The sequence below is a fragment of the Aquimonas sp. genome, from assembly GCF_044377145.1.
Lineage (GTDB): Bacteria > Pseudomonadota > Gammaproteobacteria > Xanthomonadales > Xanthomonadaceae > Aquimonas.
Genome location: NZ_JBILJQ010000082.1, coordinates 1 through 21,502, shown reverse-complemented (window position 1 = coordinate 21,502; position 21,502 = coordinate 1). Strand labels below are relative to the sequence as shown.

General features: G+C 66.7%; 19 protein-coding genes. 10 read left to right on the top strand and 9 right to left on the bottom strand.

Annotation, left to right across the window (positions count from 1 at the left end; translation table 11 throughout):
* Positions 1–1,942, bottom strand: a 1,942-nt coding sequence (locus tag ACIQ7H_RS18960; protein WP_395794447.1) for a DUF4062 domain-containing protein, incomplete at its 3' end; no start/stop codon positions are given.
* A 368-nt stretch (positions 1,943–2,310) separates the two neighbouring features.
* Between ACIQ7H_RS18960 and ACIQ7H_RS18955 the strand changes: the two genes are divergently transcribed.
* Positions 2,311–2,742 (top strand): serine hydrolase, encoded by a 432-nt coding sequence (locus ACIQ7H_RS18955; RefSeq protein WP_395794445.1) that lies wholly within the window; start codon positions 2,311–2,313, stop codon positions 2,740–2,742.
* 37 nt (positions 2,743–2,779) lie between these two features.
* Positions 2,780–3,490, top strand: a complete 711-nt coding sequence (locus tag ACIQ7H_RS18950; protein WP_395794443.1) for a hypothetical protein — start codon at positions 2,780–2,782, stop codon at positions 3,488–3,490.
* 129 nt (positions 3,491–3,619) lie between these two features.
* Here the strand turns inward: ACIQ7H_RS18950 and ACIQ7H_RS18945 are convergent, their stop codons facing one another.
* Both ACIQ7H_RS18945 and ACIQ7H_RS18940 read right to left on the bottom strand, forming a co-directional pair.
* The gene (locus ACIQ7H_RS18945) at positions 3,620–5,434 is read right to left on the bottom strand and encodes a carbohydrate-binding protein (RefSeq protein WP_395794441.1); all 1,815 of its coding nucleotides are present in this window, start codon (positions 5,432–5,434) and stop codon (positions 3,620–3,622) included.
* A 102-nt stretch (positions 5,435–5,536) separates the two neighbouring features.
* Positions 5,537–8,761, bottom strand: a complete 3,225-nt coding sequence (locus ACIQ7H_RS18940; RefSeq protein ID WP_395794439.1) for a di-heme oxidoredictase family protein — start codon at positions 8,759–8,761, stop codon at positions 5,537–5,539.
* Between the two features lie 698 nt (positions 8,762–9,459).
* Here ACIQ7H_RS18940 and ACIQ7H_RS18935 point away from each other — a divergent pair.
* The 3 genes from ACIQ7H_RS18935 to ACIQ7H_RS18925 all read left to right on the top strand — a co-directional run bounded on the left by ACIQ7H_RS18935 (position 9,460) and on the right by ACIQ7H_RS18925 (position 12,717).
* The gene (locus ACIQ7H_RS18935; protein WP_395794437.1) at positions 9,460–11,367 is read left to right on the top strand and encodes a serine hydrolase; all 1,908 of its coding nucleotides are present in this window, start codon (positions 9,460–9,462) and stop codon (positions 11,365–11,367) included.
* A 178-nt stretch (positions 11,368–11,545) separates the two neighbouring features.
* Positions 11,546–11,698 carry a hypothetical protein gene (locus ACIQ7H_RS18930; RefSeq protein WP_395794435.1) on the top strand — a complete coding sequence of 51 codons (153 nt, stop codon included), beginning with the start codon at positions 11,546–11,548 and terminating at the stop codon, positions 11,696–11,698.
* Between the two features lie 17 nt (positions 11,699–11,715).
* The gene (locus ACIQ7H_RS18925) at positions 11,716–12,717 is read left to right on the top strand and encodes a glycosyltransferase family 2 protein (RefSeq protein WP_395794433.1); all 1,002 of its coding nucleotides are present in this window, start codon (positions 11,716–11,718) and stop codon (positions 12,715–12,717) included.
* A gap of 360 nt (positions 12,718–13,077) precedes the next feature.
* Here ACIQ7H_RS18925 and ACIQ7H_RS18920 read toward each other — a convergent pair whose 3' ends face one another.
* The 6 genes from ACIQ7H_RS18920 to ribB all read right to left on the bottom strand — a co-directional run bounded on the left by ACIQ7H_RS18920 (position 13,078) and on the right by ribB (position 17,420).
* The gene (locus tag ACIQ7H_RS18920; RefSeq protein ID WP_395794431.1) at positions 13,078–13,710 is read right to left on the bottom strand and encodes a DNA-3-methyladenine glycosylase I; all 633 of its coding nucleotides are present in this window, start codon (positions 13,708–13,710) and stop codon (positions 13,078–13,080) included.
* A complete protein-coding gene (locus tag ACIQ7H_RS18915; protein WP_395794429.1) occupies positions 13,707–14,207 on the bottom strand; it encodes a phosphatidylglycerophosphatase A in 501 nt (166 codons plus the stop codon). Before ACIQ7H_RS18915 ends, ACIQ7H_RS18920 begins: the two co-directional genes overlap by 4 nt.
* A gap of 4 nt (positions 14,208–14,211) precedes the next feature.
* Positions 14,212–15,186 (bottom strand): thiamine-phosphate kinase, encoded by a 975-nt coding sequence (thiL, locus tag ACIQ7H_RS18910; RefSeq protein WP_395794451.1) that lies wholly within the window; start codon positions 15,184–15,186, stop codon positions 14,212–14,214.
* Between the two features lie 13 nt (positions 15,187–15,199).
* A complete protein-coding gene (gene nusB / locus ACIQ7H_RS18905) occupies positions 15,200–15,664 on the bottom strand; it encodes a transcription antitermination factor NusB (protein ID WP_395794427.1) in 465 nt (154 codons plus the stop codon).
* A 42-nt stretch (positions 15,665–15,706) separates the two neighbouring features.
* Positions 15,707–16,186, bottom strand: a complete 480-nt coding sequence (gene ribH, locus ACIQ7H_RS18900; RefSeq protein ID WP_395794425.1) for a 6,7-dimethyl-8-ribityllumazine synthase — start codon at positions 16,184–16,186, stop codon at positions 15,707–15,709.
* Positions 16,187–16,355: 169 nt separating this feature from the next.
* Positions 16,356–17,420 (bottom strand): 3,4-dihydroxy-2-butanone-4-phosphate synthase, encoded by a 1,065-nt coding sequence (ribB, locus tag ACIQ7H_RS18895; protein WP_395794449.1) that lies wholly within the window; start codon positions 17,418–17,420, stop codon positions 16,356–16,358.
* A gap of 385 nt (positions 17,421–17,805) precedes the next feature.
* On the opposite strand from ribB, the gene ACIQ7H_RS18890 reads away from it, so the two are divergent.
* From ACIQ7H_RS18890 to ACIQ7H_RS18870, 5 genes are all read left to right on the top strand, one after another.
* Positions 17,806–18,390 carry a hypothetical protein gene (locus tag ACIQ7H_RS18890; RefSeq protein ID WP_395794423.1) on the top strand — a complete coding sequence of 195 codons (585 nt, stop codon included), beginning with the start codon at positions 17,806–17,808 and terminating at the stop codon, positions 18,388–18,390.
* Between the two features lie 35 nt (positions 18,391–18,425).
* The gene (locus tag ACIQ7H_RS18885; RefSeq protein ID WP_395794421.1) at positions 18,426–18,782 is read left to right on the top strand and encodes a hypothetical protein; all 357 of its coding nucleotides are present in this window, start codon (positions 18,426–18,428) and stop codon (positions 18,780–18,782) included.
* A gap of 34 nt (positions 18,783–18,816) precedes the next feature.
* Positions 18,817–19,512: a response regulator transcription factor gene (locus ACIQ7H_RS18880; protein ID WP_395794419.1), complete on the top strand. Its 696-nt coding sequence runs from the start codon at positions 18,817–18,819 to the stop codon at positions 19,510–19,512.
* Positions 19,509–20,654 carry a sensor histidine kinase gene (locus tag ACIQ7H_RS18875; protein ID WP_395794417.1) on the top strand — a complete coding sequence of 382 codons (1,146 nt, stop codon included), beginning with the start codon at positions 19,509–19,511 and terminating at the stop codon, positions 20,652–20,654. The genes ACIQ7H_RS18880 and ACIQ7H_RS18875 overlap by 4 nt, the downstream gene beginning before the upstream one ends.
* Before the next feature lie 64 nt (positions 20,655–20,718).
* Positions 20,719–21,502: hypothetical protein (locus ACIQ7H_RS18870; protein WP_395794415.1), on the top strand; the 784-nt coding region annotated here is incomplete at its 3' end.

The following is a 21,502-nucleotide window of genomic DNA, read 5'->3' as shown; positions in this document are numbered from 1 at the left end:
CCGCCTGGCCGCGGCGGGACAGAAAGTCGCCCAGTCGCATCACGCTCGCCGAAACGTCGCGCGCCGCCTGGGCACTGTCCGGGTTGGCAGCCGCCAAGCGTTCATCGATTTCAAGACTGCGCTGGTAATGCCCCAAGGCCTGCTCGGCGTCCCCCGCCTGGCCGCGGCGGGACAGAAAGTCGCCCAATCGCTCCAGGCTCACCGACACGTCGCGCGCCGCCTGGGCACTGTCCGGATTGGCAGCCGCCAAGCGTTCGCGGACCTCAAGACTGCGCTGGTAATACCCCAAGGCCTGCTCGGCGTCCCCAGCCTGGCCGCGGCTGGACAGAAAGTCGCCCAATCGCTCCAGGCTCACCGACACGTCGCGCGCCGCCTGGGCACTGTCCGGGTTGGCAGCCGCCAAGCGTTCCGCGATTTCAACACTGCGCTGGTAATGCCCCAAGGCCTGCTCGGCGTCCCCCGCCTGGCCGCGGCGGGACAGAAAGTCGCCCAGTCGCATCACGCTCGCCGAAACGTCGCGCGCCGCCTGGGCACTGTCCGGGTTGGCAGCCGCCAAGCGTTCATCGATTTCAAGACTGCGCTGGTAGTACCCCAAGGCCTGCTCGGCGTCCCCCGCCTGGCCGCGCAGCACCAGCACATCGGCCATTTTAGTCAGGGCCGCCGACTGAACCCTCGCCTCATCGCCGACGCCCGCTCGGGCATCTGGAAGTCGGCCGGCCACTTCCAACATGCGGCTGGCATCAGCAAGCGCGACAGCCAGCTTGCCGTGCTGCTCTTGCTGAATCGAACGGTCAAAAAGAAACCATGCATAGGCGCTGAGCGCGCGCGGCCAATCGGGGTCAAGCGCCAGCACCTCCTCGTAGGTGGTGCGGGCAGCGTCGTTGCCGCCACGGGCGGCCTCCAGACCTGCGGCGGTCAGCACGGGTTCCAGCTCGGCGCGGTTGCGCTCGCGGGCGGCGGCCATGCGCGCCTGAACGCGGCCAAGTACGGATGCGCGCTCGCGGGCCAGGTAAGCCAGTGCCGCGTCTACGTTTTCTTCGCGCAGGATGCGGGTCATCTCGCGCATGACGGTGCTGGCATCCCCGCGGCCTTCGATCTCTGCGATTTCGGCGGCGAGGCTTTCAATGCGGGTCTGTCGGGCGAGGTGGGCGGCCTCGGCGACCTCGCGCAGATTCTGGCGTTGTTCCCAGCCGCTGACCTGCTCGGCTTCAGACAAGTCAAGCTCAAGAGCAGCTTCTGAAGCTGCGAGCAGGTGAGCGTGGATCCTGGCGACATCCACTTGGCCTGCCTCTTGTACTTCATGGCGTAGCTGCTGCCAGCCCCACCCGATGCCTCCGGCCATCAGCATGAGCGCGACAAGCACCGTGGCCAACATCCCGCGCGTACGGCGCTGGTGACGCTCTTCTCGTTTGCGCAGTTCGGCGAGCTCGTCGTTCAACTTGCGCACGATCAGTTCGAGCTCCGCGTCACTGTCTGCCGTGTGGCGCAGGTGATTCTCGGCCTTGAGCCGGTCGCGGTAGGCCTCCTGCAGCTGGCGTCGCTCGGTCTGCCACGCAACAGGATCCGGATGTCGGGTGTCACGCGGCAGGTCCAGCAGGTCGGGCGCTTTGTCGCGCTGGCATCCGTCACCGGCGATCACCACCCAAGTGCGCTTGCCGCGCAAACCTGCAAAGAGAAACTCGAACTGGGTGTAGGAAACCCGTCCGAAATCCGGATCAACCTTTGGCGGCTCTGCCCCGTAGCCATGCCCGACCAGCTGTAGCAGCCCGTCGCAAGCAAGAACCTGCTCACGTAGCCAAGCCAGCAGTTCACCGTGGCCGGTGGGGAAATCATCCTGAGTCACCGGATCAAAGCCCAGCGTCCGGACGACAGCGGCGACCTTCAGACGGGCCGAGCGCAGCTCGTCGCTGCAAGCGGAGATAAAGATCCGTGGACGGTTCATCGCAGCCAGACTCCTGGTGCTGAGGATTCCCGACAATTTTCCCGCTCAAGCCATTGAGTTCTTGCGGCCTTGGTGGAGTACGTTCTCGGGCTCGTGCACCCTGAGAGGTGTCAAAGCCAACAAGAGACGGGCCGGCGGGCGCAGCGAAGTATTGCAGGGGTGGATGGCCGAGGGGGTGCCGTACCGGCGGCTGATCGATAGGTGACTGTTCGCGCGAAGACAGTTGGTGCCGACTACATTCTATCGACGCCTGCGCGAGCATCGGCTGCTGGACGATCCCGCACGCTGCGCGGCAACCGTCACCGGCGTCCGGCAGATGCAAAAGCCCATACCTGTACTGCGGACCCGCTTACATCGAGACCTCAACCTTGAACTCTCTGTCGGGCAAGACCTTTGCGCTCTGCGCCGCTGCACTCCCGCTGACCAGCTGCACGAGCAGCCCGCCGCCTGAACCCGCAAGCGCGGACGTGCCTTCGGTGCGGAGCGATGTGACGGAACGCATCGAGGCGATCGAGCGCGGCCTGCTGCCGCCGGTCATCGTTGCGGGCGAGGCGCCGAATCGGACGATCGAAGAGCGCATGCGCGAGTACCGCATCCCGGCGCTCAGCATCGCGGTGTTCGACAACTACGAGCTGCAGTGGGCGAAGGCCTACGGGATGGCGGATGGCGAAGCCGGCAGCCGTGCCACGGGCGCAACGCTGTTCCTCGCGGGCGCGATCAGCAAGTCGGTCAATGCGCTCGGGGTGATGCTGGCCGCGGCCGACGCCACGCTCGCGCATCGACCGCGCCAGCGGCAGTGATGTAGCCTCGCGCGCCCGTCCCAGACGCGCGTCTCTCATGAGCACTCCCCTGCTTGCGGCCTTCATCCTTTTCGTGTTCTTCGTGCTGCTGCGGGCGGCCTGGAATCGCTATCGGGTTCGCGGGGCTTCGACGGGCGTGCCCTCGCTGTTCGATCTGCTGCCGGCAAATGTCGCTGGCATTGAATCGATCCAGCTGGACGGGCGCTGGTGGTACTTCGGCTTCGCCGACGACTTCGTGATGAGCCCGCTGATGGACGACATCGACGCGATGGCGGCCTATGCGGCCAGACACCTGCGTCAGGTCGAGGGCGCCATCGATGCATCGGCCTGGCGGGCGCTCGCGGAAGAGTCACGCGCGGAATCCCACCTGGCTTCACTTGAGCGGCGCGTGATCGATCTCGCCGGCCTGAAAGCTGCGCCGGCGCGGCTGCGTGCTGCACCCGGGCCAGTGCCTGAACTTGTCCAGGCTACGCATCTGCACTACCTGCTGATGTCGAACACGGGCGACCAGGACTTTCCGGACCCACCGCCGCACGTGCGCGATGCCTTCGTTCGGCTGGGCTTGGAGTTGGACGACCCGAGCGGGTCGTTCGAGCTTGGCCTGGAGATCCTCGGCGGCACTCGCTCGTTACCGGAGGGCGCGAGCCTGCAGGATGCCGCCAGCGGTGTGCTGTGGCTCTGGGACGCACTCATCGAGCTGCAGGGATGGGATTGGGCGGTAACGCTCGGCCTGCGCCCGGCGAGGTAATGCTTGCATCAGCCCCGTCGGTCGCGTTGCTCCCACCCGAAAATCGATTCGCCGAAAGCACGCGAGCCCGGACATCGTCCGGGCTCGCGCTGTCGCCCCTGCAGTTCGCAGGGCATGTTCAGGCAGGTATCAGTTCACTCGGGTGATCCGGAACCAGTTGATGTTCCAGCCACTTGAGGTCGCCGCAATGGCCAGGCGACGGGTGCCCGCCGGCAGCTCGACGCGATGGCTGACGGTGGTCCAGGTGTCCCAGCCGCCGGTGGCGGGGAAGCTGATGCTGCCGTAGACCGGCGCGCCACCGGCTTCTTCAAGCTTCAAACTGCCGCCGGTGCCACCGCTTGCGACGCGATAGCTGATCTCGTAGGTGCCGCTGACCGGGATGCTGACCGGGGTGTTGTAGTAGGACATCCAGTCGCCGGCATCGATGTAGCCAACCACGAGGCCACCACCGGCGTCGGAGGTGCCGCCGGTCTGCACGCCGCTCATGTAGCTGAAGTCCTCGGCCTGGATCGTGGCTATCACGGTGTTGGTCGGAGGCGGCGTCGGAGTGGTGCTCTCGATACGGAACCAGTTGAGGTTCCAGCCGCCGCCCTGTGCGGAGATCGCGATGTCCTGCTCGCCCGCGCTGAGGCTGACTTCGTGCGAGACATCCACCCAGCGCTGCCAGCCGCCCGTGTTCGGCACGGTGACATCACCGAACACCGGCGAGCCGCCGGCGCGCTCCAGCCGCAGGCGGCCGGTGTTCGCCTGCGAGGCCACGCGATAGGTGACGCGGTAGCGTCCGGCCGCAGGCACATTCAGGCGATAGGTCATCCAGTCGCCGGCATCGGTCCAACCGATGTTGCGGCCGCCACCTGCATCGGTGGTGGGTTCGGTCTGGATGCCGCTCATGTTGCAGAAGTCTTCGGCCTGGATCGTGCCCGGCACCGCGCGGGTGGTGCAGGGCGTCGGGTTGGGACCCGGGGTGGTGCCGATCGCCGGCCAGTCGCGGACGATGCCACGCACGAGGGTGCCCGAGGCGGTGTAGTCACCCGCGCCCCAGCCACCGTTCGGGTTGGCGCCGGAGCGCAGCGCGGAGGCGCCTTCGTTCTTGTCGTTGAGCGCCCAGTTGGCGTGGCTGATCTGGTTGGTGCGCAGGAAGTTCATCCATGCCTGGGTTTCGCCGGCATCGACGCCGCCGTCGCCGTTGGCGTTGACCGTGCCCCACTCGGTGACGAACAGCGGGATGCCGCGGTCCAGCGCGTACTGCGCCTTGCTGCGCAGTTCCCCCCTATGCGTGCCAGCGTAGAAGTGCAGGGTGTAGGCGATGTTGCGCTGGTTGCGGATCGGGTCGTTCGCGGCGGCATCGACATCCTGTGACCAGCGCGGCGTGCCGACGATGATCAGGTTGTCCGGGTCGACCGCGCGGATAGCGGCGATGACGGTCTCGGCGTAGGGCTTGATGGTGCCGCTCCAGTTGACCTGAAGCGGCTCGTTGTAGATCTCGTAGATCACGTGGTTGTAGCGGCCGTACTCTTGCGCCATCTGACGGAAGAACTGCACAGCCGCCTGTGTGTGCTGTTCGGCGTTGTGGCTGTGCCAGTCGATGATCACGTACATGTCATTGGCGATGGCTTCTTCCACCACCCGACGTACACGTGCGACGTTCGCGGTGGGGCTCTGCAGATAGCCACCGCCGTCCTCCACACCCATGGCCGCGCGGATCAGCTTGGCGTTCCAGTCGCGCTTGACGGTGGCCACCGCACCGGCGGTGTAGTAGCGATCGCCGCCCCAGTTGTCATTGCTCCAGAACAGGCTGGGCCCGGCGATGCTGCCCGGCTGCCCGCCGAACAGAACCTTGTTGCCCTGGGTCGAGATGGCGGGAACGTCAGCCTGGGCTGCGGAGGCGGCGAACAGCCCGCCCACGAGCACGATCAACAGGCGCTTGAATACGGATTTCTTCATGTTGGACACCATGTGTTGGTTGAACCCCGATGGGAGCAGCTCCGTGAGGAGCCGCGTGAAACCATCGAGCAAGGTCCGGGTTGGACCTTGCTCGATCCGCCGCTACAGGCCTTCCAGGAAACGAAGGACGTCCTGCTTCTGGCTGGCACCCAGCGCGCGGTAAGCGTTCTTGGAGGCCTCGCCTTCGCCGCCGTGCCAGAGGATGGCTTCCTCGATCGAGCGGGCGCGGCCGTCGTGGAGGTAGCTGTGCACCGGCGTGCAGACCTGGCTGCCCTGCGGCGCATTGGTGGTGCCGCCGGTGACGCAGGCCGACAGACCCAGGCCCCACAACGGCGTGGTGCGCCACTCCGAACCCGAGGCTTCACCTTCACCGAGGTTGTCGGCAAGACCGGGGCCCATGTCGTGCAGCAGCAGATCGGTATACGGGTGAATGGTCTGGTCGCGCAGTTCGGACAGCGGATGGTGCGGGCTGGTCTGCAGGGTCGGGCGATGACAACCCGCACAGCCGATGTTGGCGAAGGTGGTTTCGCCACGCTGCACGGCCGGGTTGTTGATGTCGCGCTGCGGGCGCACGCCGAGCAGGGCGATGTACTTCACCAGATTGTCGAGGTGGGTATCCGCCAGTTCGACGCCGCTCGGGCCGCAGCCGCTCTGCGCCGAGCCACAGTCGGGGTTCGGCAGCATCGAGGTGGTCACGCCCATGTCGGTGTTCAGGGCGCTGGCGACCTGGTGGCGAACGCTGGTGGTGCCGGCCTTCCAGCCCAAACGGCCCAGGCGGAGTTGTCCTGTCGCCGGATCGCGCACGCGGTTGGCGCGACCGGAGATGCCGTCGCCATTGGCATCGTTCGGGTCTTCCATCGCCAGCACGGTGGACTCTGGAATGGCCTCAAGCAGGCCGATGCCGACCAGCTGCGGCGCGATGCGGCCCGAGAAGCGCGGCGGCGTGCCGGCGCTGAACTGGTAGTTCGGCGAGCGCAGGCCGTTGGATTCGGTCCAATTGGCGATCGACACGTTGCCTTCGCCGGCCACGCCATTGGCCCCGCGGGGCTGCAGCACGCGGCCGAGCGTCGGATGCGGGTTGCCCTGGCTGTCGCCGACCTTGAACACCCACTTGCTGAGCGGCACGCCCGGCGCTTCCGGCGCGGCACGGCCATTGCGCACATGGCAGTCCGTGCAGCGCTCATTGGCGTAGCGCGGCCCGGCGCGGCCCGCGACATCATTGAACACGCCGTTCTCCGGGTGCTCATCGTGCAGGCCGCTGACGAACGAGCTGTGATGCACACGCCGGCCCAGCACGAAGGGCTGGCCGTTGTGATAGTTCAGGTTCGTGGCCATCTGCAGGAAATGGTTGTCCGGCTCGCCGGAGTGCATGTAAGGCAGGGTGGTGCGACCGCCCAGCCAGGCTTTCTCGGGGATCTTCACCGAGTCCTTGGTGCCGCCGCCGAACATCGGCGTATTGAAGCTGCCGGGCAGGATGTCCCAGGGCACGATGCCTTCGCCGACGATGTAGAGATAGGTGGTGCCGTAGTACGGCGCACGGCCGCGCGGCACGTTGGGGTCAAGGAACTGGCTCAGCTCGAACTCCAGCTTGTCGCCACGGCGGATCGGCTGACCGGTGCGGCAGTTGAAGGTGCGCTGCTTGTAGTAGTTGAAGGTGTCGACCACCACCATCGTGCCGTTGTCGCAGTACTCCGCCACGGTGCCGATGCCGCGGTAGAACCAGCGGTTCTCGGCCTCGGTGTCGTTCAAACGCCACTGGGTGCGCACATTCATGCGGATCGAGGCGGTGCCGTCGGCGAACTGGTCTTCGATGATCTCGATCGAGGCGGTACGGTGCTCCCAGTAGAAGCTGAGGAAATGGTCGTAGGCCTGGAACTGGTTCTCCTTGGCATGGCGATCGCGCGCGCGGTCGGCGATGCGGGTGATCAGCCGATTGCCCTGCTGAACGCGACCCGCCGGCTCAAGCACGGTGGCGGTGCTGTAGAGCGGGACCACCGCGGCCCCTGCAGAACTGCTGGAGCTGCTGGAGCTGCTGGACGAGCTTGACGACGAGCTGCTGGAGCCGACGCGCGTGATCCGGAACCAGTTGAAGTTCCAGCCGCCCTGCGCCGCGAACACGCCCAGGCTGTAGGTGCCCGCGTTGATATCAACGGTGTGCGCGATCGTGGTCCAACTCTGCCAGCCGCCGGTGGCGGGAATCGCGACCTCGCCCAAGCGGATGCTGCCGGCGTTCAGATCGAGCGACAGACGTCCACCGCTCAGGCTGGCGACCCGGTACTCCACCTGGTAGCGACCGGCGGTCGGAACGACGATGTCCGCGTAGGCCATCCAGTCGCCGGTATCGATCCAGCCGACACTGCGACAGCCTGTGGAGTCGGTGCAGTTCTCTAGGTCGACGCCGGCCATGCTGGTATAGGCCTCGGCTTCACGGAACAGGGTCACCGTCCCTGTGGAGCTGCTGCTCGACGAGCTGCTCGACGAATTGCTGCTCGACGAACTGCTGCTCGATGAACTGATCGATGAGCTACTGCTCGATGAGCTGCTCGACGAACTACTGCTGGATGAGCTGCTGCTGGAGGAACTGCCGCCCAGCCCGGCCAAGGTGTAGGTCTGCCAGGGCGTGGTCTGGCCGACGCCATTGGTGATGATGGTGTGGCTGATCGCGACCGGCGTGCTGGCTGCCAGACTGCCGATGTCGAACGTCCACTGGCCTCCGCTGTTGTTCATGCGCACGTTCTGCTGTGCACCGTTGTTGACGCGGTAGTGGATATCGACGCTGCTGCCCTGGGTGACGGTGGCGCGCATCGTGCTGGAGTTCAGCGCAGTCACGCAGCCCGTGCTGCAGTTGCCGCCGGAGGCGGGCGCCGGGCCGTAGACGCTGGCCTCGAAGATCGAATACCCCCAGCTGTTGCCGGCGCTGCGCTGGATGGCGTTGATGCGCACATAGCGGTAGCTGCCGCTCAGCGCCAGGGTGTCCGTACGGGTGCCGAAGGCGCCCCCATTGCGCGCCGCCATCTGGGTCCAGGAGCTGTTGTCGTTCGAGCCCAGCACGGTGTAGTCCGATGCGTTTGCCGCTTCCCAGTCGATGACGATCCGAGTCAGCGCCTGCTGACGGCCGAGGTCAAGCGTGAGGCTGCTGGGCGAGACCCCGTAGTTCGACTCCCAACGGGTTGTCGGGTTGTTGTCGATGGCGTTGCCGGCCGGCTGCAGATTGGTGCTGCCGTAGATCGAGGCGGGCGTGATTTTCACCCCCTGACCGACCGCCGCGGCACTGAAGCACAGCGACAGCAGGCCGAGGGCGCGCAGGCCCAAACTAAATGCACTCATGGACTCACCCTGGTAGAAGCAGAAGTTGGCAAAACGCGCCGGGGCAGAGCCCGGCCCGTTTCAACGGGCATGCAACGGCACGCGGGGCGCGAGGATCGACGGCGCTGGCGCAGGGCAACGTGCGATTTCCGGAAGCCGATTGACTTCAGTTCCGCCCCAGCGCTCAGCGTGTTTCAACCTCAGGCGGGCCCCCCACAGTGCCCGCCGGCAGCGATGTCTGAACACGAGTCCTTGTGCACCGACGTCAATTGACAGCGATATCAATCGCGGCGCAGGTTAGCGCCTCACAATTGGTCACACAGTGATTGCAGTCACTCTTCGGGCGTGATCGACCCGAAACTCCCGCGGATGGCCGGGAACGGGCCGCTCGGGTGGCGCACCGAGCAGAACCCGCCGCGCGCCGGCGCCAAGGCGCGTCTGGACAGGCTTACGACCTGCCCGCGCGGCGGAGGGCGGCAGCAGGCCTTTGACCATCCGGCAGTGATCCCAGCCACGGACACCCCGCCGGACAAGGCAACAGGATCCAGGGCACGGGGCGCGTGCGGCTTCGCCGTATCCCCGCTCGGCAAGCGCCGCCGCTCGGCACGCTGGCGATTTCGCATTCCATCGCGCATGCCGTCCAGCGACCGACAAGGGCGTTCCGCGGCGGCAAAAACTCGCACCTATACTGCGAGCCCGTTTTCGCCGAGACATCCACATTGAACTTCCTGACGGGCAAGACCCACGCGCTCTGCGCCGCTGCATTCCTGCTGACCAGCTGCACGAGCAGCACCGCGCCTGAGCCAGTGAGTGCGCAAGCGGCGCCGCCGCGAGTCGATGCAACCGTGTCGGCCGAAGCGGCCAAGCGCATCGAAGCCATCGAGCGCGGCCTGCTGCCGTCTGTCGTCGTCGCGGGCGAGGCGCCGAACTGGACGATCGAAGAGCGGATGCGCGAGCACCGCATCCCGGCGCTCAGCATCGCGGTGTTCGACAACTACGAGCTGCAGTGGGCGAAGGCCTACGGCATGGCGGATGGCGACGCCGGCAGCCGTGCCACCGACGAAACGCTGTTCCTCGCTGGCTCGATCAGCAAGTCGGTCAACGCGCTCGGGGTGATGCTGGCCGCGGCCGACGGCAAGCTCGCGCTTGATCAGCCGGTGAACGAATTGCTGCAAAGCTGGAAGCTGCCCGAGAACGCGCTGACCCGCGCCACGCCGGTGACCCTGCGCAAGCTGCTCAGCCACACCGCCGGCACCACCGTGCACGGATTTCCGGGCTATGCCGAAGGCGTCGCGCTCCCGAGCGTGCAGCAGATTCTCAACGGCGAACCGCCCGCCAACACGGCGGCGGTGCGCGTCGACCTCGCGCCCGGCACACGCTTCCGCTATTCGGGCGGTGGCACCACGATCACCCAGCTCGCGCTGACCGATCGCACCGGGCAGGCGTATCCGGAGGTGCTCGCCAAGCTGGTGCTGGAGCCGCTCGGCATGCGCCACAGCAGCTTCGAGCAGACCCTGTCGCCCGAACGTCTCAGCCAAGCCGCGGTGGGCTACGACGGTGACGGCAAGGCGATCGAAGGCAAGCGCCATCGCTATCCCGAGATGGCCGCGGCCGGCCTGTGGACAACGCCGTCAGATCTCGCGCGGTTCTTCATCGAAATCGCGCGCGCACGCGCCGGCCAGTCGTCGCCGGCCATGCAGGAGATCGCCATCCAGATGACCTCCCAGGTGATCAACACCAGCGAGGCGGACGACGGTGCAGGCATCGGCCTCGGCGTGTTCCTGTTCCGGCGCCACGGCGCGGAGTTCTTCGGCCATGCTGGCGCCGATGAGGGCTTCCAGGCCAACGCGGTGGTCAGCATGGACGGCGGCCGCGGCATCGTCATCATGGCGAACTCGAACAATGGCTTCCGGATCTTCTCCGAGATCGAACGCGCGGTGTTTGCCGAGTACGGCTGGCCGGGCGCCGAGCCGGTGCATGCGCGGGTCGCGCTCGATGCGGCCGTACTCGAATCGCTGCCCGGCCAGTACCGGTTTGGCGCGATCGATACGGCCGTAACGGTGCAGGACGGCAAGATCCTTGCGCAGCTGCCGTTCGAGCCGGCAGCCGAGCTGGTGCCGATCGCCGCCGACCGTCTGATTCACAGAGAGAACGGCAGCGAGCTGCGGGTCACCGCGCCCGGTTCGTTCGAGGTGACTCGAGCCGGCACGCCAACGAGCACGGTGACGCGCGCAGCGGATGCCGAGCGCCACCCGCTGTTTAAGCTGGAGGCCGGACGCTTCGACGAGGCCGCCGCCGCATGGCGCGAACGCATCCAGGCCGCGCCCGATGCCGCCGCCGACGAGGCGAGCCAGGCCAACAGCCTCGGCTATCGCTTGCTCGCGCGCGACCCGACCAAGGCCATCGAGGTGATGCGCCTGATCGCCACCGTGTTCCCCGATTCGGCAAACGCGCACGACAGCCTCGGCGAGGCCTACATGCGACTGGGCGACACCGTGAACGCGATCGCCAGCTACGAGCGCGCGCTGGCGCTGTCCGACACCGACACACAGATCCCTGAGGCAGAGAAGAGCCAGTGGCGCGATCACGCGGCGACACAGCTGGAGAAGCTTCGGGCGGTGCGTTGATCAACACCGGGATCTGGGATTGAGCCGGAGTCGCGGATGGGATATCCACCCCCGCGATTCCGCCTTCAGTACTCGCTGCCTGGGGCGGTCAAGATCTGCGCGACATGAGTGTCCCGAGTAGCCTGCTCGCGCTGAATCGGAAACCTCCGATAGCGCCGTGTCCGCGTAGAGACATGGCGTGAGCCATGCCACCATCCCCTACTGCCCACCGCACGCGCCGATGCTTGCTTGCCCGATCCTGTTCATCAATCTCGACCGCGACGCCGAGCGCTGCGTGTGCACGCAGGCGGCGTTCGACCGTCTACGGAAATTTCATAGAATCAGGGGATGATCCGTCAGAAGTCCTCAATGAACACTCCGTGGCTCAGCCTCCTTATTCCCGTCTACAAGGTCGAACCATGGTTGGGCGCTTGTCTTGAATCGATTCGAGCGCAGGCCGCTCAAGGCATCGAGGTTGTGCTGCTCGATGATGCCTCTCCCGATGGTTCCGGCGCCCTTGCCAGGCGGTTGATCCAGGACTTGCCCCAGGCGCGAGTGCTCGTCCATCCGAAGAATCGAGGGCTTTCCGCGGCACGCAACTCGCTGCTGGCGGAAGCGCGCGGCGAGTACGTGTGGTTTCTCGACTCCGATGATGTCTTGCTGCCCGGGTCGATCCAAAGCCTGCGCCACTCGATCGAACAGGGCTCCCCGGATCTCGTGCTCTGCGACTTTCGGGTTGTTCGCGAGCGAACGCGCACCAAGCATCGACTGCGCGGTGAGCTGCACCGCGGCACGTTCGCCGGAACACCGCACCAGACGCGAGCGGTCGGGCCCGAGCTTCTCGCGGGGCTTCTGAAGGTCGGTCAACTTCACAGCTGGAGCAAGATCGCGCGGCGCGTGGCCTGGCAGGGAGCGCCATTTCCGGAAGGCCGCTACTATGAAGACATCGCCGTCATCGCAGCGCTGGTCGCCCAGGTGGGCAGCTATCGCTACGTCCCCGAGACCTGGGTCGGCTACCGGCAGCGCGAGGGCAGCATTCTGGCCAGCTCCGATGCAGCCAAGCTCAAGGATCTACTGCACAACGCCTGCACTCTGCGAAGCGGGGCCCAAGAGCTGCAGCATGTTTCGAGTCCGGCGGCGAGCTTTGCGCTTGATCATTTCTGCCTGAGAACAATGCTGACAAGCCTGCGCCTTGCCGCGCCTCTGCGGTCGAGCGCACCCGAGCTTGACGCTGAGATTCGAACTGCATTCTCACGCCTGTTGCCGGATGCCGGAGCGGCTGTTCTGCAAGCCTACCTTCGGCGCGGCTGGTGGTGGCGCTGGTTGCGCGCGCGTGCGCGGCTGCGCCGCTGGGGGCTTGTTTCGCGCTGACCCATCGTCCGCGTCGAGAGTCGGGGCGGCTAGCAGCCTGTCGGGCTTTGGGGGTCGAGGCGATAGTCGACTGCGAGAGGACAGTTTTTCGACGATTTGCAGGCCAATAGTGGGCTCTATTGGCCAAGAATCGGCGGAAAAATGGACCGCGCAGGCGGATTTGCAGCCCGGCCAACCAAAGTCCGACGGGCTGCTAGTGCAGGCGCCCCGCCATAGGCGCCGCGTCGGCCCTGCCCTCTGTTGCGCGCCATTGTCGAAGGCAAGGCTGAGTACTTCAGCGTTGCCACGTGCCACCCGGCCCCTAGGGTCTACACAGGCAGGCAAGGCCGGGCCGCTGTCACGGCCTGCAGCGTATCCGCGCTACGCGTTGACAGGCCGCGGCAGCGTCTCCGCCACCGCCCGCTGCGCGCAGCCTTCGACGTGGTCGTTGACCAAGCCCATCGCCTGCATGAAGGCGTAACAGGTCGTCGGGCCGACGAACTTGAAGCCGCGGCGCAGCAGGTCTTTCGAGAGGCTGCGTGAGGTCGGGGTTTGACCGAGCTGGCGCAAGGTTCCCCAGTCGAACTGCTGCGGGCGTTCGTCAGGCGGCGGAACAAAGCCCCAGATGTAGTCGGCGAAGCGACCGCACTCGGCCTGCACTTCCAGCACGCGAGCGGCATTGTTGATGGTGGCTTCGATCTTGCCGCGGTGGCGGACGATGCCAGCATCGGCAAGCAGGCGCGCGATGTCGTCAGCGCCGAAGGCGGCGACGCGGATCGGATCAAACCCGGCAAACGCGGCGCGGAAGTGCTCGCGCTTGCGCAGGATCGTCAGCCACGACAGCCCCGCCTGAAAACCCTCCAGGCACAGCTTCTCGAACAGCCGCACATCGTCGGTGACCGGGCGGCCCCATTCGTGGTCGTGGTAGTGGGCGTAGTCGGGCAGGTTCTGCTGCCAGGCGCAGCGCAGCTGCCCATCATCGCCGCGCAACAGGCCATCAGCTGGCGCGCTCATGAAAGCCAGCCTTGGCGCGCGGCCAACCATGCCAGGCCCTGCAATGCGAGAAAGCCGTACACACCGGCCAGCGCGTCGTCGAACATCGCGCCGAAACCGCCGTGCAGCTCACGATCCGCCCAGCGCACCGGCCACGGCTTCCACACATCGAACAGGCGGAACAGCACAAAGCCGATCAGCATCCAGATCCAGCCCGCTGGCGCCAGGAACAGGCACAGCCACTGGCCGACCCATTCGTCGGCGACCACCACGCCGGGATCTTCGGTGCCGATCTCGCGGATCACCCAGTTCGCGGCCCACACCGATATCGCGAAGAACGCGATGCACACACCGAGATAGGCCGGTGGTGGCAACTCGCGCAGCCACAGCCAGGGCAGTAAGGCCAGCGCGCTGCCGGCGGTGCCGGGCGCGAACGGGGCGAAGCCGGAGCCGGCGCCACTGGCGATCCAGCCGGCGGGATGCTTCAACAGGCGCAGCGGGGGACGGTTGCGTCGCATCGGTTCAATGGTTCGCGAAATGATCAAAACCGCGGGCGGCCAGATCGAGCGGAAAGGGCTGGCCCGCGCGCTCGAAGCGCAGGCCGGCGATGGCCTCGATGCGGCCGATGCGGGTCAACGCGCCGCGACAGAACGCGTCGGTCGCTTCGATCCGCTGCGTGTCGCCGCACAGCAGCAGCTCGTAGTCATCGCCACCGGCCAACTGCAGCGGCCAGCGCTGTGCGGGCTGCGGCAGAACGCGAAGCAGCGCGCTCGAGGTGGGCAGCGCCTCGATCTCGATACAGGCGCCGACGCCGCTGGCGGTGAGCACATGGCCGAGGTCGGCGAGCAAACCATCGCTGATATCGATAGCGGCGCCGGCGATGCCCGCCAGGGCGAGGCCGATGTCGAGGCGCGGCTGTGGGCGATCCAGGCGTTCGATCAGCGCGCGGCAGGCGCCGGCATCGCCGGACTGCAATCGCGACTGCAGCAGGCCCAGTCCGGCGGCAGCATCACCAATCGTTCCACTGACGTACAGTGCATCGCCGGCGCGCGCAGCGGCTCGACGCAGCGCGCGCTGCGGATCCACCACGCCGATCAGCTGCACCGACACACTCAGCGGCCCGCGCGTGGTGTCGCCGCCCACCAGGGCCAGGTCATGCAGTTCGGCGAGGGCGAAAAAGCCGTCGAGCAGACGGTCGACGAAGCCGGCGTCGGCGCCCGGTAGGCTCAGGCTGAGGGTGGCCCAGCGCGGGCGCGCGCCCATCGCGGCAAGGTCGCTCAAGTTCACCGCAAGCGCTTTCCAGCCGATGTCGAAGGCCGGCGTGGCGGCCGGGAAATGCACGTCGATATTCAGCGTGTCGACGCAGACGCAGAGCGCTTCGCCCGCGCCGGGGGGCTGCAGCAGGGCGGCGTCATCGCCGATGCCCAGCAGCACATCGGCCCGCGCGCCGCAGCGGGCGCGGATGCGTTCGATCAGGTCGAACTCACCGGCGGCCACGGTCGCGGCCGGCTCAGCCGCGCCGACTGCTGCCGTGGGCTTCAGCGCTGCGCCAATCCTGCGCACCGCGGTCGAGCACGCCATTGATGTAGGTGTGGCCGTGCTCGGAGCCGAAGCGCTTGGCGATCTCGATCGCCTCGTTGATCACCACCCGATAGGGCACGTCCAGCCGATGCAGCAGCTCGTACACCGCGAGACGCAGCACGCCGCGCTCGATCGGGTCCACGAGATCCAGCGGGCGGTCCAGATGCGGCGCCAAGGCTTCGTCCACCTGCGCCAGATGGGCGTCGAGCCCGCGCAGCAGGTCTTCGAAATAGGCGAGATCGGCGATGTCCATGTCCTGCTCGTCGCGGAACTCTTCGAGCACCTTCTGCATGCTGGAGCCGGACACCTGCCAGGCGTAGACCGCCTGCAGGGCGCGGCGGCGTGCGCGCGAACGTGCGCTGGGGTCGATGCCGTCGGTGCGTGGGTGCTTCATCAGTCGCTGCTCCTGGCGCGGTTCGTCGCCGCGCCGTGTTGTCTAATCGTCAAGGCCGCGCAGGGCGGTCATCAGGCTGGCCATTTCCAAGGCGGCCAAAGCGGCCTCCTCACCTTTGTTGCCGTGGCTGCCATCGGCGCGGTTCTCGGCATCTTTCAGCCGCTCGACCGCCAGCACGCCGTTCGCCACCGGCAGGCCGGAATCCAGCGCGACCCGCGCCAGACCTTGAGCGCAGATGTCGGAGACGTGCTCGAAATGACGGGTGTCACCGCGGATCACGCAGCCCAGCGCGATCAGCGCCACATGTCGCCCGCCCAGCGCCAGCTCACGCACCGCCAGCGGAAGCTCCCAGGCGCCCGGCACACGCACCACGTCGATGCAGCCCGCCGCCACACCGTTGCCGATCAGGCTGCGCTTGGCGCCTTCGACCAGGGCATCGGTGATGCGCGGATTCCAGCGGCTGGCGATCACCGCAAAGCGCGCGCCAGAAGCCACCCGCAGGTCGCCTTCGTAATGGGCCATGGACAGTATTTCTGTTGAGGGGACGGGAGTTTAGCAGCTGGCTTGGGAGGGCCGGGGTTGGGGACTGGGGACGCAACAAGCGCCGCTGCGGAGCCCGGGGTGGCGACGGCCACGGATGATCGCCTTCACACCCCAGCACCGCGGGCGCTGAATCCCCACTCCCGAATCCCTAATCCCCAACCCGAACGTACTCCACCACCTCCAACCCAAACCCACCCAAGCCCACCTGCCGCCGCGGCGTGCCGAGCACGCGCAGTTTGCCGGCGCCGAGGTCGGCGAGGATCTGCGAGCCGGCGCCGTTGCGGCGCCACTCGCCAGCGCGTGCGCCCGCGGGGCCGGCATCGCCCATCTGCGTATTCGCTTCGCCGGTGATGCGCGCGAGCAGGGCGTCGGCGGACTGCGGTTCGGTCAGCACCACCAGTACGCCGGTGCCGGCACGATTGATGGCCTCAAGCGCGTCCACCGCGGCCACGCCGAAATCCGGGCGCTTCCACTGCAGCACATCGGCCAGCGGGTTCTTCACGTGCACGCGCACGAGCGTCGGCACCTCGGCCCGAATCTCGCCGCGGACCAGGGCGAAGTGCAGGTCGTGGGTCACCCGATCGCGGTAGGTGTGCAGGGTGAAGGCGCCGGCGCGGGTCTCGATCGGCCGGCTGTCGATGCGCTCGACGGTGTGCTCATTGGCCAGCCGATAGGCGACCAGGTCCTCGATCGAGCCGATCTTCAGGCCGTGGGTGCGGGCGAAGATTTCCAGATCCGGCCGCCGCGCCATGTCGCCATCGGGGTTGAGGATCTCGACCAGCACGCCGGCCGGCTCCAGGCCCGCCAGCCGCGGCAGGTCGGACGCCGCTTCGGTGTGGCCGGTGCGGGTCAGCACGCCGCCGGGCTGGGCGGTGAGCGGAAAGATGTGGCCGGGCTGACGCAAGTGGGCGGCGCGCGCGTCGGGCTTCACGGCGGTGCGGATGGTGTGGGCGCGGTCGTAGGCGGAAATGCCGGTGGTCACGCCCTCGGCCGCCTCGATTGAGACGGTGAAGTTGGTGCGGTAGGGCGAGTTGTTGTCGACCACCATCGGCGGCAGCGCCAGCTGCTGGCAGCGCTCGCGGGTCAGGCTCAGGCAGACCAGACCGCGCGCGTGGGTGACCATGAAGTTGATGTCCTGCGGCCGCACCAGCTCGGCCGCCATGATCAGGTCGCCCTCGTTCTCACGGTCCTCGTCATCGACGATGACGACCATGCGACCGGCGCGGAGGTCATCGAGGATCTCGGGGATCGTCGCGAAGCGACTCGGCGCCGCGGAAGAACCAACTCCAGCCATCGTGGACCTCTTCGCCTCTGTCGAAAAGTCAGGCGAGCCAACGCCGTTCTCTGGGGATACCCGGGAAGACGCCGCGGGTCGGGGGCGTAAGTTTACCCTCACGCCGAGCTTGGGACTTGGCACGCCATCGTCGTGTCCGCTCCGCGCGCCTCGCAATCGAATCGCAATACCGCCTCAATCCTCACGGGACGCTTCGCAAGCAAGCTCCACCCAGCACGGCTTCCACGGCCCCTCGTCCCGACTCCGGCCCAGACGTAGCGGCCTGCACTCACCCTTCACACTGGGCCTCATCAGGAGATCCACCTTGCTGCGCATCCTCATTCGCCTGTTGGGCCTCACGGGAACAGCCATGAGCCTCCCCGGCTTGAACTCGCTCTCACTCACACTGCTGCTGGCTTTGGCCGTCAGCTGCGGACAAGCAATTGCTCAGCACGCGGTACCGCAGCCTGCTGCCGCGCCAGCGCCAGCGCCAGCGCCAAGCGAGATGCGATTTGAGCAGCCCCGGTTGAAACTCATGCTCACTGCTCCAACGGCCAGCACGACCAGCCGAACTGAGCATCCAACCTATGACGAAGTCAAAGTCGTCTTGCCCAACAACCTCGGCGAGTTGAATGTCTGGACATACTCTCGACGATCCTACAGTGCTGCCGGACTCTTGCTTTCGCAGAAGACCGGGAGTTTCCTGGATGCTCGAATCGAGGCAAGAGAGTTAGGGCCGTTGCCTGCACTCTTCCTTCGGACCTCAAGTCCAGACCTGGCGCCGTTGGAAACCAGAGCCATCATTGATCGCCCAAGTTTTGACTGGGTCTATGTCATCCACGCCGAGGCCACGACCAAGGAGGCCATCGAGGCGCTGAACGCGGTCATGGAGTCGATTCGCCCGCTTTAGGGAGAGGCAGCCATGAACGTTCCTGCCTTACCGCAGTGAGCCCCAACCACTCGCTCGAGCTGACCCGCTACGCCAGCTCAGAGCAAACGAAGGCCGCGACGCTCCGCGCACAACCGCTCACCGTTGCGGCCGCGGTGCAAACCGCCTCGCCCCCTCTTGTCTCCAATCCCACCCTGCAGACGGCCGATGCCTCAGGTGCACCCTATGCCGGCATCCTCCAAGCGCGACCGTGGTGCCCGGTGAACGCCATTCTCGCGTTCAACTTGGGATCATCCGTCGTGGTTGTGTCGGGCATCAATGTTTTCTCGCCCGGCCCTGCCACGCTTTCAGAGGCTGATCGGCTCGAGCCACAGCATCGCCACGACCATGGCGTTTACCGCCGCCTCCCCTGAACAAAGCTTGCACTCAACGTCGTCTGGAACGTCCGTGAAGAACCCGCTCGAAGGCCGCAAGATTCTCATCGCCGAGGACGAACCGGATTTGGCGGATGTTCTTCGCGCCTACATGGCCAAGGAAGGCGCCATCGTCAGGGTCGCCCCCGATGGCCGGATCGCCAGCGAAGAAGCCCACCGGTGGCGGCCTGACCTCATCCTCCTCGACATCCGCATGCCGAACAAAGACGGCCTCTCCGTGCTGGTGTCGGCGCGGGAAAGCGACGCGGGGACGCCGATCATTCTGATCAGCGCCTTGGGGGACGACATCGACCGCATCGCGGGATTCCGGCTTGGTGCGGACGACTACATCGTCAAGCCCTTCAATCCGCTCGAGGTCGTCGCACGTGCCGCGGCCGTCCTGCGCCGCCAGGAGGGCGCCAAACCGCTTGCCTCCAGCCCACCCATCGTGCATCGGGGCCTTCGCATCGAAATCGACAGCCGGCGTGCGTTCGCGAACGAAAAATTGCTCAGCCTCACGCCGACGGAGTTCCGCCTGCTGACGACGATGGCGCGTCGACCTGGACGGATGTTCACGCGGGCGGAACTGGGTGATGCCGTACTGAGCGAGGTGGCGGCGGACCGCGGCGTCGACGCCCACATCAGCCGACTGCGCGCCAAGATCGCGGTCGTGGGCACGGTGAGGATCGTCGCGATACGTGGCGAAGGCTACAGGATGGACATCGAATGAACATTTCGCTTCGGCTGCAGATCGCCTCTGTCGCCATCGCCATCAGCGTGGGCGCCGCCCTGATCGCCGCGTTCGTTCCCGGCCTGTTGTTCGAGCTGCGTGACTACCTCTTCATGGCGTCCTTGCCAGCCGAGGATCAAGAAACCTTGCGCAGGCTCATCGAGGTCCACGGAAGCTGCTCCGGCATCGTCCACGAATTCCAGGGCCAGCACGGCATCACGCGATGGGACTTCAACTACCACGTCGCCCTTACCGTCGCGATCATCGCGACGGCGGTCATCGGCGGAACGCTGGCCTTCAAGCTGGCCGGCGGCATCGCCGCACCCATCGTCAGTCTGTCGATGGCGGCCAAGGCGGTCGCCAACGGCGCGCGGGACAACGAACGCCTGCCGCCACGCTCCGGCCCGCGTGAAGTGGGCGAGCTGATCGGCGACTTCGCACTCATGACCGAATCGCTGGCCGCGGCGGATCGCGATCTTCGCCTGCGCTCGAACGGCATCGCGCACGAGTTGCGGACACCGCTCGCGGTGATCCGCGCCCGCCTGAGCGGTGCGAAGGACGGGGTGTTCGTCGCCGACCCGGCCTTCTTCGACAGCCTGCTCGGCCAGGTCTCGCAGATCGAACGCCTGACCAGCGACCTGAGCATGCTGTGCGACAGCCAAGGTTTGGGATTCTCGCTCGAGCGCGCCCCGACGTCGGTCAACGACGTGGTGGAGGCCGTGATCCACTGCCTCGGGCCGATGGCGGCGGACCACGGGGTGACGCTGACGCATCATGGCGACGGCCCGGTGATGGCCGACGCCGATGCCGCCCGCCTGGAGCGGGCCATCGCGAACCTCGTCGAGAACGCGATCCGGCACGCCGCGGCCACCCGGGTGACCGTCACCGTGGACGATGCCGGCGACCGATGCCGGATCGTCGTCGTCGACGACGGCCGCGGCTGGCCCGTGCGCGACCCCGACACGCTCAAGGAACCCTTCGTCACCGGCGACTCCGCCGCGCGCGAGCGCAGCAAACGCACGGGCCTCGGCCTTGCCATCGTGCAGGCGATCGCCCGGGCGCACCACGGCTCGCTCGCGCTGGAGAGTTCTCCTGGCGGTGGCGCACGAGCAGTGCTCACCATACCGAAGACGATCAACTGAACGAGAAGGCAACGCGGCCCGCGCGCAACGGTCCCGCAATCGAGAGCGCATTCTCCCGAAAGGCTTGGAAACCATCGTGCATGCACCAACCCTGCACGAGAACGTCGACATGCCCGCGTCACCGGATCGCCACCGCGCACTCAACCTACTCGCACTTTCGATTGCCCTTGCCATCAGCTCGCCAGCACGCGCGCAGGCCGAGGACGCCGCAGAAGCAGACACAGGGACGCAGGTCTATGCGCCGGACTTCTTCGCCTCCTCCGCGCCGGTGAACGCCCTGCAGATGGTCGAACGCGTCCCAGGATTCACGATCGCCGAAGTCGGCACGCAACGCGGCTTCGGCATCAATGCCGGCAATGTGCTGATTGACGGCGTAAGGCCGTCCACCAAGTCCGACGACATCCGCACGCTCCTCGCCCGTATCCCCGCGGATCGCGTCACGAGGATCGAGCTGATCGAGCGCGCCGGCGTCAACCAGGAAGCGCAAGGCCAAAGCCGTATCGTGAATGTCGTCCGGAGTGCGAGCACCGGGGCCAACGGCACCTACACGCTGGGCCTCGGCGTCGACGAGGACGGCGTCGCCCGGCCGTTCGGCCAGTCTTCGCTGTCCTTCGAGCGGGGAGGAACGCAGTTCGAGCTCGGCCTGGATTACCGGAACGACCTGTACCAGCTGTCCGGGGCCGAAACGAACTACGACGCCGCGCGCCGGGCCGATCGCATCCTGGGGATCGGCATCGACAGCGACAGCAGGCAAACCGCCGTGACCGGCACCGTCCGCGGCGCCGTGGGATCGGCGCGCTGGGGGGTCAATGCAAAGCTCGATCGTGATTCGTACACGACGGTCCGGA